Annotated in this window: 4 protein-coding genes; all 4 read right to left on the bottom strand. The window is 37.3% G+C overall.

All coding sequences use genetic code 11. From position 1 onward, the window contains the following. Window positions 1-19: 19 nt before the first annotated feature. The 4 genes from phnE to IQ226_RS05400 all read right to left on the bottom strand — a co-directional run bounded on the left by phnE (window position 20) and on the right by IQ226_RS05400 (window position 17,720). Window positions 20-814: a phosphonate ABC transporter, permease protein PhnE gene (gene phnE, locus IQ226_RS05385; RefSeq protein ID WP_193893019.1), complete on the bottom strand. Its 795-nt coding sequence runs from the start codon at window positions 812-814 to the stop codon at window positions 20-22. A gap of 39 nt (window positions 815-853) precedes the next feature. Further along, complete coding sequence (locus IQ226_RS05390) at window positions 854-1,627, bottom strand: phosphonate ABC transporter ATP-binding protein (RefSeq protein ID WP_193893022.1); 774 nt, start codon at window positions 1,625-1,627, stop codon at window positions 854-856. 99 nt (window positions 1,628-1,726) lie between these two features. Further along, the gene (locus IQ226_RS05395; protein WP_193893025.1) at window positions 1,727-2,698 is read right to left on the bottom strand and encodes a phosphate/phosphite/phosphonate ABC transporter substrate-binding protein; all 972 of its coding nucleotides are present in this window, start codon (window positions 2,696-2,698) and stop codon (window positions 1,727-1,729) included. A gap of 1,309 nt (window positions 2,699-4,007) precedes the next feature. Then, the gene (locus tag IQ226_RS05400) at window positions 4,008-17,720 is read right to left on the bottom strand and encodes a LamG-like jellyroll fold domain-containing protein (protein WP_193893028.1); all 13,713 of its coding nucleotides are present in this window, start codon (window positions 17,718-17,720) and stop codon (window positions 4,008-4,010) included. Window positions 17,721-18,199 lie beyond the last annotated feature (479 nt).

Consider the following 18,199-nt stretch of genomic DNA (forward strand, 5'->3'; position numbering starts at 1 on the left):
AGATAAACGCAGATAAATACTAAATTGACTCTAGGTATCGGCGTAATTTACTACTAAACCAATCAATAACTGTGACTACTACTAATAGCACTAACATCATGGTTGTGGCTTTGGTATATTCAAAACCATCTATATAGCTTTTTAATTGAAATCCTATTCCCCCAGCACCAACTACTCCTAAAACCGAAGCAGCACGAATGTTATATTCAAACATCCATAGGGTATAACCTAATCCTAAAGGTAATATTTGCGGCAATATCCCATACTGAGCAATTTGTATTTTTGATGCTCCAATTACCTGTAAAGACTCTAAGGAATGATAATCTACTGATTCTATAGCTTGTTGATAAAATTTAGCAAGATAGCCAATAGTATATATTGATAATGCCAATGTTCCAGCGGGTGCGCCTAAACCTGTAGCAGCTACGAAGATTAAACCTAAGATAATTGAAGGTACGGAACGCACAGCATTTTGCAGTAAGTTTGCTATCCATCTTAACCATAAAGGGGCGATATTATTAGAACTGGCTATGGCAATTGGTAAGGATAAAACTGCACCTATGGATGTTCCCCAGACGGACATCTGTACGGTTTCAATTAATCCTTTAATGGCAATGTCTAAAACTTGTAAGTTAGGAGGAAATAATCGGGAAATAAAGTCCGTGATAAAAGGCCAGCTATCTTCTAATAATTTCAGATCAACTTTTAATCCTTGTAATGCCCAAATATAAATTCCTATCATTAATAGGAATACAAGTGAAGGTATAAACCAAGGATAACGATGGAAAATTTGTGAACTAGAAATTTTTTTCATTGTTTTTTAAATTACTCCAGATAATTTTAATTATTTTATTTAGATAGTTGATAAAAATCGCTGTTGTAAATTTTCACATTTGCCATCATAAACTACTTTTCCGCCATCTAAAATTATCGCTCTTTGAGCGTATTCTGTAGCTAGTGCTAAGTCATGTAAAACGGTGATTATAGTTAATCCTTGTTGATGTAATTCCGATAAAGTCGCCATGACTTGTTGTGAGGCTAACACATCTAAACCTGTGGTGGGTTCATCGGCTAAAAGTATTTGTGGAGATTGCATTAATGCTCTAGCGATCGCTACTTTTTGTTGTTGTCCACCACTTAATTTACTAGTTTTTTGATATGCTTGTTCTTGCAAACCTAGTTGTGTTAATAATTCTAAGGCTAAGGTGCGATCGCGCTGCGGAAATCCGAATAAAGTTTGCCCCGTTTTTCTCACCCCCAACCTACCACATAAAACATTATCAATTGCTGATAATTGGCGAATTAAGCCCCCTCCCTGAAATAGCATTCCCACATCTCGACGGATTTGCGGTAAGTTTTGCTCACTTACAGACACACCATTAATTTTAATTTCCCCCTTAATCAAGGGAACTAAACCCACAAGTGATTTTAATAATGTTGATTTACCTGCCCCATTCAATCCTAGTAAAACTACAAATTCACCTTGATTAATTTGGCAATTAATATTATTTAAAATCGGACGTTCTAAGGAAGCAAGATAATCTGTTTGCAAATGACAACATTGAATAAAATTCACGTTACTTGTAGATAAATGATAATTTGTAATTACTTGAGAGGCAAGAGTCATAGTCGCTTTTGTGAAAATTTCATCAAAAAATCATAATTTCGTCAGAATTAAGAATTTTATTAGCAATATTCCTAATTCTTAATGCTGACCTTTTAAGTATTATTCCATTCCCACATTTTTTAGGGCTTCCTGCACTGGTCGAAGATGACGATTATGATCAATCCTAACCAATTCTGTGGAATTATATAAACCGCTTAGTAATTGATTGTTTTCTGATTTATTTAACTTCAACAAGGCATTAATTAGCTTTTCTCTGATGACAACTGGGACATCATCATCAATGGCAATACCATGAGCCGGAACACCAGAAATTTTATGTAATATCCTGACTTTACCTCTATTCTCAGCAGCCAAATAGGGAGGGAAAAGAGCATATTCTGAGACTACAGCTACATCCGCTTGACCTCTAATTACAGCATCTAAAGCTTTACTATAATTTCCACCATAACTAACTTTACCAAAGAAGTTTTCCAAGCGATCGCGGTTAGGCACGAAACCCTGTTTTACTAACTCACTCACTGGAAAAATAAACCCAGAACCAGATGTAGGAGAAGTAAAAGCAATAGTTTTGCCTCTAAGTTGTTCTAAAGTTGCTTTGGGAGAATTTTTACTTTTTAATTGGCTGTTATTAGGAACAACAAAAATAGAATTATAAGTATATCTACCGGAGTAATTTTTACGAACTTCCGCCAAATATAACCGAGAATTTGCTAATTGTTCAGCCTTTAAAGCCGGACGGCTACTTAAAAATGCTACATCAGCCCGATTCGCTCTTAAAGCTTCTACTGCGGCTGTCTCATCACCTACTTGCGCTTTAACGGGTATGCCTAATTCCTTAGACAAAAAGGCAGCTACATTATTAGCTTTATTTTGCAAGTCAGTAGAATCAGAGCGAGTGGGAAAAACTATAGTTAAAGGGTTGATTTTCTGAACAATTAAGCGTGGTGCTGGTTGATTTTGCAAGGGTTTAGCTATGGCTATTTGCATAGAACCCAAACTACTCAAAGCCATTCCTGTCAAGGCTAACAATCCGCCTCCAACACCCCAAAAGCTTTTTTCACTCACTACCATTTTTTTACTCCAATAAGAATTATTTTCAACACTTTTGCAAATTATTTGCAATTAACTTCGTTAAAAACTATAGACTTTTTAGGAATAGAAGTCAATAAGCAAAGCAAAATTTTTTTACCCTGACTTTCCGTACTTCATTATGTAATATGCGTAAGTTTCCAAAATCTCATTAACAATAGTTAAATAAATAACATAAATTACCAGTAAGCTTAAGTATTAATATGTAGTATAATGGCTATTAGAGACTTCCAATTAAAAAGATATCCCAAAATTTCTTGTGGTGCGGGACGAAAAGCCCGCTAATAATACAAGGACGGGCAAGATGCCCATCCCACAGGATTGGATAGCACTTCGCTATCGCCCAACTATAATCTAATAATATGCTCTTAGTTTTATCCTAGATGCTATTTATCAGATAGATTATTCATAATAGCTGTATGATAAGCTTGAATTATATAAAATTAATAATACTTTTGATATTTATAAGTTTTAGTGATTTGCCTTTATATTTCCTTAATAATTAATTGATAATCTTTTTTATTTATCAACGAGGTTGCTATACTTTCAGCGATTTGCTATAATTTCAAAGAATTTCATAATTAGGATATTATTGTCAATTTTAGATATTTTAAAAGATGTTAGTCTCAAACCCTTTATTGACAGTAGTTTCAGAAATTAATTTCCCAGGCTAATACAAAACTTTACAAAATTAATACCTATTCCCTTAACAATTTTAGCCATGAATTTGCTCAGAAATGATCTAATTTGAGCGATCGCCAAAATTCCCTATTGACAAATTGACAATAAAATGATAACTAGGGTTTGCTGAATAAGTAAGTAGTGAGATAAAATTAATTACACAATGTGATTGCGTAAGCGTTGCGCTGCTGCAAGCAGTTCGCAAGGGTTGTGATTGCTTCCCTTCCCTCGCAATGACTGTAAATATTTTTGTCCAATTACTTAAGCACCTCTTTTTTCAACGTGGCTTTCAGGTTCTATCCCTTATGAAACAAGCTGTTTAGTCACCTTGTCACCCGTTAAGGCTGCACACTGAAATTATCTTCTCTCACTATAGGATCAATCATTCTGTGGACTTCTCTTAGGGACTTCCAATTAAAAAAATACCCAAAAATTTTTCGTGGTGCGGGACGAAAAGCCTGCTAATCATCAAGGACGGGCAGGATGCCCATCCCACAAAATTGGGTAATTTATTTTTTGGTGTTCCCTTAGAAAAATTCGGCGTGTCTGAAGTTTTTAACCTCCCCTACCCCCCCTTACCTTCACCCGTCATTTTCGGGTTGACAGACTACTAGATGACTTTTACCGACACAATCACATCATTAAAGTCATTATCTCCACCGCCGCGAATATCTTCAAAGCCAAAAATATTATCTGCCATGCGTCGCACATGATTAACTCCATCACTATTAGCTCCGCTATAGGCAAAATAGGTATGGCTGAAATTGGGACTGGAAGCTGAACCACCATTAGCGATGAGGATGGGAGCATAACGTACACCGCCCATGAGTTGTTCATTAAAGACAGCAGTTTGTTGATTGCCTGTACTCAGAAGTATATCCAAACGATTGTTTATGGCTAATTGAGCATAGTTACTATCCTGATTTGGATTACCAGAAACCACTTTACCTTGGCTATCTAGCACCTGACCCTGTTCATTAACTCGATAGAAACCGATTAAATTATCATAGGCTGCTTCGCGGTTTACGGTAAAGCTGATGTTATGGACTTGATGATCCAAACCAGTCAGATCAATTGTTTTATCAAGGGTTGTACCAAATACAGTTCCTTCTAAGGTGGGAGCAGCTTCGATAATTAGATCATCGTAACTGTTATCACCGTTGGTTTCCCAATTAAAAACAAGATTTGCTCCGTTATCAAGGGTTTGCAGGGCTTTGACATTTTGGGACAACACCAAAGAACTATAGTCTCCAGTGTTAAGAACGGTGGTAGCATCCCTACCTTGGATCATATATAAGCCAAAGTAGGTATTGTTATCAAACTCTCCTAATGTTCTGCTGAAGCTATTACTATCAAAACCATTAGGGTTGTTGTCCAGAATAGAGAAGATGGTTTGACTGTGTTTTAAAACTTCACTTAGATAACCTGTGCTGTTGCGATTAATGCCATTAATGCTGCCATCTGCATCAGTTTTATATAGACCGATTTCAGCCTGAGTTCTCCCGTCATGCTTGAGGAGGTTAAATTTAATATTGGCTAAATTATCCATCACTTGGAAAATACCATTACCCCTGATTTCTAATTCAGGGTTGGCAATACTCAAAGCACTGGTATAACTATTAGCAGATTGTAATCCAAAATCAGCAAAACTCTGATTAGCATCTCTGGGAATGGATATCGCCCCTAGATTTCGTTGATAAATTTCTCCATAGTTACCCATAGATTTAATGATATTTTGGGCAAAATTAGCAGTTAGACCAAATTTTTCGCCAAGTTTGCCATTAACACCCAAAAATTCACGGATAGCAGGATTATTACCCTTAACTAATTGATCTACATTTGCGCTGGTAATGCCTAATTCTTCGGCTTTGGTGAGGGTATCAATGATCAAATTGATCACATCTAACCAATCTGACTGATTTTCATCCACTACAAAAGCGATTGGTTCTCTTGATAATACTTGATCCAGTATCTTATGATTTTCAGGATTGGAAAAGGTACTCAGACGACTAGCAATAATCGAGCGATCGCCAATTAAAGCATCAATTTCTCCATTTTGGTAAGCATTGTAAAGATTAGTAGTGCTAGTATACTCTACCTTAGTGAAGTTAATGCCAACTAAATTATCATCTAAACCAGCGAAAGCAGTCGTATTTGCTTCTACCCCGATACGTCTGCCTGTCAGCGTCCCAAGAGAGCTAATACCGCTATCAAGACCTACTAAAATAGCCTGTCCATCAAAGAAATAAGGCTTACTAAAATCAATACCCACAGAGCCATCCCGGACTAAATTATGAGTAGTGCTATTAGAAGAAATATCCACAACACCGTTAGCCGTATTAGTTAAGCTGCTCAGTAAAAAACTGGTAGGATTACTAAAATTTAAGTGATTTGCATCGCCAAATAAAGCCACAGATAGGGCTTTGAGAATATCAATATGGAAGCCACTCCATTGATCATTTTCTTGGTAAAACAAACCTGGATATTGACTCGATGATACACCCGCGTTAATGAAACCTCGTGCTTTGATTTCTGTTAAGACATTGCGATCATTATTGTTAATTAATTCCGGTTTTTGACTGACGCTACCAGCGAAGGGTAAAGAATAGAGTAAACCATCATCAGCAAAAAGATGGTTGCGACTTCTCGATAAATCTCCAAAATTATTTTGCCAAAACTCAGCATAGTTACCCATTGTGCGAATAACTTGATTAGCAAAATCATTACTAATACCGAGAGATTGTCCTAAATTACCTTCTAAACCTAAAAAGCGTCGAATTGCTGGATCATTACTATTTACCAAACTATCCAAATTAGTGGAAGTAATACCTAAAGATTCTGCTGCGATGGGTGCGGTAATTGCCCAGCGTACCACATCAGCCCAAGAAGATTCATTTTCTGGTAATACCATACTCATGGCTTGAGTAGATAGTTCTAAATCTAAGACAGAGTTACCTGTGGGTAAATCCTTAACTTGACTAGGATTGAGAACTACTGCACCAATTTGATTATTGTCATAAGCCAACCTTAATGTCTGATTATCAGCAAATTCAGCTAGTTTGTAGTTAATACCAGCGTTACCTAAAACAGCGCGGAGATTTTGGCGAGAGTCGCTATTGGCGATCACTCCGATGGTGACATTCTGTAGATCTTGAGCTTGAGTGATATGACTATTATTTTTAACAACAATAACTTCACTGTCATAGAAAGTCGCGGGCGCAAAATCTATTTGATTTTCATAGGTATTGGGGAATAGATGCGCCGAAATATCTACTTGTTGAGTGGCTACTGCTGCAAAAATATCTTTTTCATCTAAGGTGACATATTGCAGTGCTTGAGAATCACCAAAGAGCGCCGCAGCTAAGGCTTTAGCTTGTTCTTTTTGCCATTGAGGAGTATTTGGAGCGATCGCAACTTTAATATAACCCCTGGTCAAAATCTTCCCTAATAAACCTTCCGATTGAGTAGGATCAACTGTTGTATGCGTCAGAGTTGCTAAACTAGGTATGTCACCTGTAGTCAGAATATTACTATTAGCAGGGAAAACAGTGGGGAAGGTTAACTCAGATACCACATCTACCACTGGTTTTAAGTTTAGCAGGGCATAAATATTACCTTGATTTTGGATTAAAGCGAGGTTTTGACCATCATATTTAAGAAAACCATGAGCAAAGGTAAGTTTACTCAGATCAAAAGAGTCAAATTGTTTAGAGTCAATGACAATGCGATCGCCTTCTGCGGGATTAAAATCACTAAAGATATCAAACCCATCATTACCAGAAGTAATCACAAATTGATCTGCACCGATACCACCACTAACGACATCATCTCCTGCGCCACCAATGAGAATATCATTACCAATACCACCACTTAACCAATCATTATCGGCATTACCATTAATCAGATCATTACCAGCATCACCTTCTAGTTGGTCATTACCAGCATCACCTGTGAGTTGATCATCACCTTCTCCACCATTAATAACATCGCTACCTGCACCACCGTTAAGGATGTCATTGCCTGTACCTCCTTGGAGCAAATCATTACCATCTTCACCCCAAAGTTGATCTGCACCAAATTGACCAGCCATGATATCATCACCTGATCCACCGTGAAGAATATCATTACCAAAACCACCATCAATTTTATCGTTATTCCCTAAACCAAATATTTGATCATTACCATAGCTACCTTTTAACCATTCAGATTGATCAGTACCAGTGAGAATATCATTATTGATTGTTCCAGCTATCACTTGATCTGGTCGGAAAACTGAATTATTACCTGAATTTTCATCATCCTTGATCACGAAATAAGCTGTATTTTGATTAGGATTGATAGCAAAACCATCACCAGCATATTGAAGAGTGAGGGTAATTGATTCAGGAGATTCACTTAAAGTATCATCCAAGACTTCTAAATCAATAATCCCTGTTTTTTCATAAGGTGCTATATTTAGCTGTCCTACTGTGGGATTATACAGTAATTGATAATCTTCCCCTAAAGTTGCAGTTCCCGAAAGAGTATAAAAGATAGTTAAACCTTGTGCGGGTGCTGTCTCGCCAAGATTGACAATAAACTTACCATGATGGAAAGAACTATCACCTTCTTTTAATATTCCTTCCGTGCTGATGGTGACGGTCCGCGCCTCATTTAAACCATATTGAATGAGATGATTATTCTGATTTAAAATGGCATGGAAACTATCCATAACATCTGCGGGTTCTATTTCTTTGGTAATCACCTTTTGCATGATCACAGGTAGATTTTCCACCAGGATCGTTTTCATGTAATTAAGGGTTGGTAAGATTAACCTTAAGTTATCTGGATGAGAAGTATCACCAACGATTTTATGAAGTTGAGATTCAGTTTCGATCATCAAAGATGAAAACGCTGATACAATTTCATCACTAACAGGTGTGGGACTATTTTGAGTTAAGGCATTAATTAAACTGCGGTTAACTCCTGGGTTAGTAGGATCAATAGTCCCTTGATCTGCTACTACTTGGGCAATGATCTTGAATAGTTGATTTTGAACCTCAGAATCAGATAACTGGGGTTGAATTTGTTTAATAACGGCACTGCCCAATAATAACAGGTTATGAGCCATAGTTTGAGCGATCGCCACATCATAACCAACCAAATGACCTTGACCAATTTCGCTATAGGCATCAAATTGATTTAGTAAAATACCGCCAAATTTGTCTAAATCAAAACTTTGCTTGATGATCGTTTCGGCTGCTGTTTCCGTTAAACCTTGCAGCATTAAACCTGTTTTCAGGGTAGTCAGAGGGCTAATTTCACTACCTACCGTAGCCATAAAGGGGACTTTAACTTCTTTGCCAGTGGTGGTATCAATACCGCCCATACCTATGACTAAGGCTTCGGTATAATCTAATTTACCATCCCCATTGGTGTCATAATCGTTAAGGTTATATTGCAGATTAAAACGCCCATAATTATCGGTTGTTACGGTCGGTTCATTTTGATCTGGGATGAAATTGCCATTAATATCAAGGAAAACTTTAGCATCAGCGATCGGTCCATTAAAGGCTTTTTTAAGTGTTTTGCCTGCTTTTTTAACACCACCACTTATACCACTACCAACGGCATTTGCGATGTTTTGAAGAGACTTATTAAAAGTATTGTAGGAATCTCCAATCCCAACATCAGTGTAGAGTGATGCCGCATTACTTCCCAAATCTTTTAAAGCATTGATTCCCGTTTGACCATAATTAGCAAAGAAACTTTCGACATCCTTCGCAAAATCAATCGTGCCATTTTTGATGCCATTGTATAATTGCTCTGCATCATCAAAGAGATTAAGAAATTCTTTCTGGATTTTATCAGCTACTGCTTGAGAGGTTTCAACAATGAGGTCATCCCAAGAATTGACATTACTACTAAATGAAAAGCTAGGAATAGAGAGGTTTTTACCCCATACAGTAAAGTCAATATCTTTGATATAACCAGATATTTTGCCATCTGTACCCACCGTTAAATTTAATACCCCATCTGCTTTTAAACTTGCTAGTTTAAGAGTACCGAAATAGGGAACACTCAAGCTTAAAGGAAATTCTAAACCTAATGCTCCTGTTACACTAGCACCATTTTTTCCCGCAATAACACTGATGTCTTTAGATAATGTCCCAATGATGTATGCGCCACTGCTTATAGCTGTTTTCACAGGCATTGTGGCTGTAAGCCCATTATCCAGTAGAACATAAGCAAAAGTATCAAACAGGTTAAATTTTAATCCATTTTCACTCACATCCAAGGATACACTGGATATGGTTTCTCCTAGAAAACTAATGTTGCCATTACCCATAATCACAAATTTACTGTTACTATTACCTGAATTTGGATTGGTACTATTAACAGTTTTAAAGTTATCTACTTGAGTGATAGGAGTATAAAACTGTACTCCACTCATAATAGTATTTGAGGCTAGGGTAATATTATCAATCGCCCAAGTATCATCACCCGTATTAGTAAAATTAGTTTGTTGCCAACGGAATTGAGTATGATCAGTTTTAGCTGCATCGGGTAAAGCGATCGCTTGGGTAGTCCAATTAGTGTATGTAGTGGCGTAATTACTAGCTAATAAGGTGGTTAAAGTCGTCCAAGTTTGACCGCCATTGGTGGAATAGGAAACTAACACATCTTCCCCTGCTTCTGGTGCATCTCCTGTGGTTGATATTACATCTTCATCACCATAGGTAGAGCCTTCGTAAGTGAAAGGATTTCCCGCTGTATATTTTTGTCCAAAAACAAAGTCAAACTGTAACGCTTTTGTGTCAGTGGTATTTAAAGATTGGGTAGTAGCATAACGCTGATTTGTTTGATTTAGCTTAGAAAGATAGGTTTGGTAAGTATTAGCATAGTCATCACCCCAAGTCCCTCTTTCTTGACGGAGAAAGTCACCTGCACCATCGCCGTTGTAGTCTCCTACAATAATATTTGCCCCTTTATCATAGTTAAGCACCGATTGATATTCGGGGAGGTTGGGACTAACTATATTAAAGTAACCATTTCCCTGAGAAAGATAGATACTAAAATTATCACTGATGTCATTATCCCAGTCACCTTTTTCTTGACGAATGAAATCAGTTTTACCATCACCGTTATAGTCTCCGGTAATGATATTTACGCCTGGATCAGACCGTAACTTATCTTGATAGGGATCTCCGGATACATTAGAACCGGGGGTAACTATATTAAAAGTACCGTTACCATTAGAGAAATAAACGTTGAAAGTATTCTTTATATCATTATCCCGGTCACCTTTTTCTTGACGGATGAAATCGGTTTTACCATCTCCATTAAAGTCTCCGGTAATGATATTTGCTCCTGGATCAAACCTAAGATCATCTTGATAGACATCTCCGGAAGGAGTTATGGGGTTAAAAGTACCATTTCCATTAGAGAAATAAACGTTGAAAGTATTATTTTTATCATCATCATAGCCATTTTTTTCTTGACGGATGAAATCGGTTTTACCATCACCATTAAAGTCTCCGGTAATGATATTTGCTCCTCCATCAAACTTAAGATCCTTTTGATAGACATCTCCGGAAGGAGTCATGGGGTTAAAAGTACCATTTCCATTAGACAGCCAGACGCTAAAAGTCGAATCGTTATCATTATCCCACCCACTTTTTTCTTGACGAATAAAGTCTGTTTTACGATCGCCGTTGTAATCTCCCATAATGAGATTGACACCCGGATTACTTAGAAGCGAGGTTTGGTAATTATAAGTAGTACTTCCCGCATTACCAGATGGGTTAATGGCATTAAAAGTACCATCACCATTGGATAAAACTACTTGAAAGTTGCTCCCGCCACTATCTTTATTCTGACGAATAAAGTCGGTTTTACGATCTCCATTAAAATCTCCTGTTTGAATTATCGCTGAAAAGTCATTAGCAACAGGGGACGGGTAATTAGTATTTACAGTATTAAAAGTACCATCACCTTGAGAAAGATAAGTCGTAACTAATTGGTTATCATAACTCCATTGGAATTTTTGTTGCCGAAGAAAATCTGTTTTACCATCACCATTAAAGTCTCCCGTAATCAAGTTAGCAAAGGAATCTTTTAATAGAGGTTGAGATACATCTGGCAGAGGAGTGACAATTGCAAAGGGTTTACCAGTAAAATAAAGGGCTTCGCCATTACTGATGGTAATTCCATTATCTCTTTGTGCTTTTAATACGTCTGCACCTTTGATATCCGCCCATACATTATTGGAGTTGGTGACTACACCAACATTATCAATTGCCCAATTATCTAGCACATAACTAGGTTGTGACCATTTAAACCGAGTAGATTGAGTTTGCGCTTGCTTCGGTAAGTCTATAACGACATTATGCCAGTTTCCGCCCTCTGACTTAGAAGTAAAGCTATCTAACAATACCCAGGTATTGCCATTATCAATAGAATATTCCAGTTTAATGGCCTTATTGTCGTCTACAGTATCTCCATTGGTTGAACCATTGGCCACTGACACCTGACCACCACTTATGTTATTAATGGTGCTGTTACCACCTAAAATTAAACTAAAACTTAGGTTTCCACCTTGACTAAGATCATAAGGCTGTGAAATGGCATAGCGATCGCCTGTGGTATTGAAAAATTCCAACGCTCCATCTGCATCAGTATTAAGAAAGCTAGTCCCGATTTTACCACCACTAACTTTCCAATCTGTCTCTACTTGAGCATCGGTAAATAAAGCAGAAGTAGGAATAATTTGATTACTTACTCCAGTATAATTCCATTGCAGTTGAGGGGTGCTAACTCCATTTAAACTTTGTGCATCTAATTCAACTTTATAGAGTTTTCCAGCTACTAAATCAATGGTATTTGTACCTGATTGGGTAGTAGGAGTGAAAACACTGCTATAGTCGTTTTTGTAAGCTACAAGTTTACTACTCCAAGAATTTACTTGAGATTGATCAGGAGATACAACACCTCGAAAATAACCATTGTTGTGATTAGAACTTTGATCCACAATGGTTTTTAATCCTTGAGGATGATCAAAATTCCAGTAACCTACTAAGTTAGCTTCTGATCCGGTTAACTTTTGAGTAAAATTAGTTTGAGCATCTGTCGCCGTAAAATATTTATTCCAAATTGCGACTTCATCAATTTTTCCATCAAAGTATTGTTGTGTTGTTCCACGATAACCCCCAATAATCACTGGAGCATTACTATTGAAAATAGAGCGACTATAGCCATCATTCGGATTAGTATATGTTACCGAATTATCCAATTTTCCATCAACATAAAGAGTCACATTTAAGCCATCAGTGGTTGCTATAACATGATGCCATTGTTGATCGTTAAATTGACGATTACTAACTACGCTTCTGTTTCCATCAAGGACTTGAGTTGTTGTCGTATTTTTATATACATCGAAGGTAAAATCAATCTTGTTGGTAGTGCCGTTGCGCTCTAACCTCCAACCATTATCTCCTTTGCGAATAATGGCTTGAGATGCGGTATTAAACTGATCAACTTTAATCCAGGCTTCTACCGTCATGGATTTACTTCGATCATACATCCCATCATAGTTTTCAATCTGAATATAATCACCAATTCCATCAAAATCTATGGCTTTTTCAGGATTTTGCCAATTATCTATTAACTTAGTGTCATTAACAGCAAGGCGAGTACCGTAATTATTGGTAGTGTTGAAGGTGTAAGTACCAGTAACAGGTGCTTGGATCCAGCCTGTGATTTTTTGACTAGAATTACTAGCTACAGTCAGGTTTTGGAAGCTATTTGTTAAGTCAATAGTAACGGGATCACCTGCTAAATTAATATTATTAAAAGTTTCAACTTTTAAGCCTTGGGTAAATCCGCTTGCATAATTAGCGATCGCTCTTTCAGGAGATAACCCCACATTATAGAGGGCTACTTCATCAATTACGCCATTAAAATAGTTACCATCACCCGTAAGCCTCACAGTATCGGATAAACGGGTATCTTGTTTCATGTAACCAATACCAATATCCTCACTATGGACAGGTATGCTGGTAAAGCTGGTGGTGACAGTCCCAAATGATTCACCATTGAGATAACCAGTTAAGTTACCTTGATCAAAACTCAAGACAACGTGATATTTATTGTCTTTAACTACTTGAGTCGCTAACCATTCTCCTGCATTTCCAGACCATGCACCGAGTTTTAATTGATCACCATCGAGATAAATATTGAGACCACTTCCTGTGCCACCTTCTTCATAGATAACCTGTTTACCTGTGAGATCATCGGCTTTAAACCAAAGTTCAATACTCCGGGCGGTGGTAGCTAGAAGGTTAATATTATTATGATCGGGAATAGCAATTCCATCATTAACACCGTCAAATTTAACTCCTGTACTCCCAGCCACTAAACCAGGATTATTGAGAGTAGGACTACCTACATAAGTACCATTAACGGTAGTACCTAATGTGCCGATATTCGTGGCTGTTGTGCCGCTAGATTCGTTTAAACGCCAGTGGGCGATCGCATTAGGAGTTGAAAGTGTGGGGGTTATTTGACGATATTTATCACTAACAGAGGCAATATTATTGTCCGTTAGGGAAACATTATAAATAGATTTGGGTAAACCACCGTCAAAGGTTTCACTGAGAATTTTATTTTCACGAATAGAGCGATCGCTTTGATCAATTGGTAGATAATAGGTTAAATTGGTTTCGACAGTTTTATCTAAGCGCTGATTCATATTGGCACTAATTTCTGTCTCAGTGCGGGCAGTTTTCCAAATCCGGACTTCATCCATTTTCCCAGCAAACTGATCTGTCCCAGATACCCATTGACCAATAAATAGATCACTATTAATATCAATCCCGTTGGAACTGCCGGTGAAATTAAGTTTACTGTCTAAAACTCCATCTACATAAAGTTTACCAGTATAGAAACCATCTCTAACTACTGCAATATGATGCCATGAATCATCATTAATCGCATTGATAGAACTAGCAGAGGGTTGGGTATTACCACCGGGCTGAAAGTTAAATTTTGTCTGTCCATTTTCTAGCCAAACCCGCCAATAATCTCCCGTACCAGTGCTGGTGTTACTAGCACCGATTAAAGTACCATTCAGATCAGTGGTTTTAACCCATAACTCAACAGTAAAATTACTGGTGTTAAAATCAGCAAAACTAGCATCTCCGGCTTTGACTTGGACATAATCATTTACACCGTCAAATATTAAAGCTGTTTGTTCTGTTTCTCCCTCTAGAGTTAATATTTCCTTTCTGGGGAGGGGATCACTATTAACTGTTGTAGTGGTGATTGTAGCGCGATCGCCTTGATCCACAGGTAAATAATAAACTAGATTAGTTTCTGTGGCCGGATTGACTCGATTATCGCTATTAGTTTTAATTTCTGACTCTGTACGGGCAGTTTTCCAAATCCGCACCTCGTCAATTTGACCAGAAAAATAATTAGTCGCTTCACTGAAATTCAGGCTACCAATTTTTAAGGTATCGGTACTATTATCAAGATTAGTAGCCGCATAATTACTACTTTGAGTATCATTAACTCCATCAACAAAGACCCGACCAGTGCCAGTAGTGCCACTACTATAATCCCAAACTACTGCTACATGATGCCATTTACCATCATTTACGGCAGTATTGCCCTTAATATAGTTATTGCCAAAGCCAACAAAATTAACTTTACCTAATTCATTAATATAAAAGGCTTTTTCTCCTTTCTCCCAAATGGTATCACCATCACTTTTAACAAGAATGCTCTCTTTTGTACCTGTAGTTTTAATCCAGGCTTCAATGGTAAAGTCTTGATTAGCGAGGTTCAATCCCGTTGGTGTTGCCTGAACATAATCATTAATTCCATCTAAACTCAAGTAAGTGCGCGGTTGTCCAGCTAGGCTCAAAAATCCTTGATTATTCACACCCTCCGCTAAACTTACAGTACCATCAGCATTAACTGTAACTTGCGCTGACTGGCCTTCTTTGAGATTCCCGACAAAGAGTTTAGCATCAATGCCTAAAGTATTAAATAAATTAAGTTTAGCATCAATATCAATGCCACCTAAACCCACTTCAACAGAGGCTTTAGCTACATTCAAACCAAATAGGGTCAAAGAAGCATCGGCTGAGAGGGACAATCCAGTATTGGAAAAGTCCAAATTGAGTTCTTTACTTTCATCTACTGTAGTAGTCTTTGGATCATCAATCCCTTCCAGGACAAACCAACCCAGACCTCCGATATCAATTTTTTCTAAAGAAAGAGAACCTTTCTGTATAGGGTAGCCAAATAATGAAGTAGTGGCACTATAGGAAAGCCTACCATCCCAACCCCAAGCACTAATTCCAGCATTAATGTGAGTCCCTTGATCAAAGGGTTGTCCAGCAATACTAGTGGCTTGAGGCATAAAGTAAAATAGGGGATCTAAATCCCCATCACCATCACCATCAATAGACTCTAGGGTAAGATCAAAAATTGAGTTTAGGAGATCAAATACATTCTCTACTTCGTCAAAAGTATTGCTTAATTGACCCGCCGTAAAAGAGCCGACTGGACCTAAAAATAGATCCATTGCGCTGATCGGGCGATTAAGGGTTAGTCCAAAACCGTTCTTTTGAGGATCATTAATATCAAGGGAAATAAAAGCATCGAAGTCATAGTTACCAAATCTTAAATCCCCAATAAAGCCAATAGATTTTAGTGCAGTAGGTCCAAAACCTATTTCTAGTGCTAACTGGCGAAATTCTGAATTAGGAATCCCAAAGGGGTTACGCCATCCTGATCCTAAAGTATCTAGGTTAAAATATCCTAATACACCATTTTTGGTCGGATCACTGGAAACTATTGTTTTGAAACCACCCACTAAATTTAATCCGGGTTCATTTTTTTGCACCGGATCATAACCTTGAAGGGTAATATTACCCGATAGGGCTTGAGTGGTGGTAAAGCCCATATTAATGGGGGTTAAACTGTAATCTAAACCAAATCCGTTAAAATATAGTTCAAATGACTCGTCAAAATTAGGAATTTGGTAAGGAAACTTAACTACGGGCTTATCTAGCTCAAGATCGAGGTAAAGATTCAGATTTTTAGCGCCATCTGTGCCAAATCCCACTCCTGCTAATAACTGAGAATCAAATAATTTGTCTAAATTAAATCCCACATATTTATCAAGAAAATTTGTTATTTCCTTGGGCATGGGATTGTCAATTTCAATTGTCCCTGTCCAGTTAAATCCTTTTACATATTTCGGCTCTTTCCCTTCTTCATCAAATTTAGTATTGCCACTACTGATTGTGTATGTCGGGTTTTTGATCGTTAGACCTCCAGGCAGATCCAAAATCGAACTCAGGGGAAGCTCTATGGTATTGCCATCTTTATATTCAACTTTATAGATGACTTCATTAGCAACTTTTTTGTCTTTCTCGTATTTTACGTTTCCCTCGTATTTTAATGTTAAAATATCATCATTCACTTTGACGGAAATATTAAATCCTGTCGTTTTATCACTTTTAGCAAAATATATTTTTGGTTTATCTACTTTAATCTTAGAAAACCCATTGAGGGTAGTATTGAGGGCTTGAATTGCTTTATCTGTTGGTAGAGCGGGAAAACCTGTTTTATTTAAGGTGTTGATAAATTTTTCTACATCTATTTGATAACCGGGCAAGGAATTTGGGTCATCAAACTCGATCGCAAAATTTTCGCTACGTGCGTCTATTATTAAGTTAATGAGAGTGCTGTTTGGCACATTTTTTAAAGCATCAATCAAACCAGGGGCAGTTACACCGATGGCATCGGTAAATTGATTAGTAGCAACTGCTAACAGAGAGGTTATGGCACTAAATTGAATCCCGTTTAAGGTGATAGCCATTGTTGGCTTAGAGTTAGGGGAAATCGTGAAGTTAAAAATAGGATTACTAAAGGTGGGATTAGTCTGAGGATCGTTAGGATTAATATTATTTTTTAAATCTTTGCCAATACTACCCGATTCACTTCCGGCAACAAAATCACTAAGTTTAAAATTAGGGTTTTTTACCTCAACGCTAAAGAAATATTTTCCGTCCGCACTGAGAGGTTTTTCGGTAACGGTTGCCCCATTGATATAACTGCCTACAATGGATTTTAGTGTACCTAATAAACCGGATAACTCTTGGGGATCATAGCCAGCACCACTTTTCAAACCTCTGGCGATAATTGCTTCTAAATCTTTATCGTTAACTACACCATCGCCGTTATAGTCAACTACAGTCCAAAAGTTAAGACCAGAAGCATTTTGACCAGTGGGTTTAATAACTCCGCTTGTATTATTTAGATTAGACATGGTGATACCTCGGTTTTTACTTTATTGGATAATGAAAAAAATAATCTATTTACACAGCAATTCCAAATTCAAACGGCAACATAGAATACAGACATAATCTCGCTTCTATAAAAGTAAGAGAGATTAGGCTGATCTCTGAGATTTTTTGCATTTCCTCCTCGAATCTCAGTCTCTTGGAGAGTAAGTAACCGGCAAGCAAACTTGATCAATCACTCAATAGAGCGTTACGTTGATTCTAAATATTGACATGAAACCTCTTTCCAGTAAGCACTTCGAGATTTTTGTCTGTTTGACTACACTCTGAGTTTGGAATTGCTGGTATTTCTTACAGTATGATACAAGAGACTAATTATGTAAGTGTATAAAAGTTACTTAAATTTCTAAAAAGGTTACTTTTTGAGGAAAATTATGATCAAAAACTACTGGCTGATTTTGGATCAAAGAAATCTCATATAGCAGTATTCAGTCGTATGAGGTGT

It is taken from the genome of Dolichospermum sp. LEGE 00240, from assembly GCF_015207875.1.
GTDB classification, from domain to species: Bacteria; Cyanobacteriota; Cyanobacteriia; order Cyanobacteriales; family Nostocaceae; genus Dolichospermum; species Dolichospermum gracile.

Bases quoted from the DNA above. Each gene is read 5' to 3' on its own strand.
- IQ226_RS05390 (WP_193893022.1), bottom strand. From the start codon at position 1,627: ATGACTCTTGCCTCTCAAGTAATTACAAATTATCATTTATCTACAAGT.
- IQ226_RS05400 (WP_193893028.1), bottom strand. From the start codon at position 17,720: ATGTCTAATCTAAATAATACAAGCGGAGTTATTAAACCCACTGGTCAA.
- phnE (WP_193893019.1), bottom strand. From the start codon at position 814: ATGAAAAAAATTTCTAGTTCACAAATTTTCCATCGTTATCCTTGGTTT.
- IQ226_RS05395 (WP_193893025.1), bottom strand. From the start codon at position 2,698: ATGGTAGTGAGTGAAAAAAGCTTTTGGGGTGTTGGAGGCGGATTGTTA.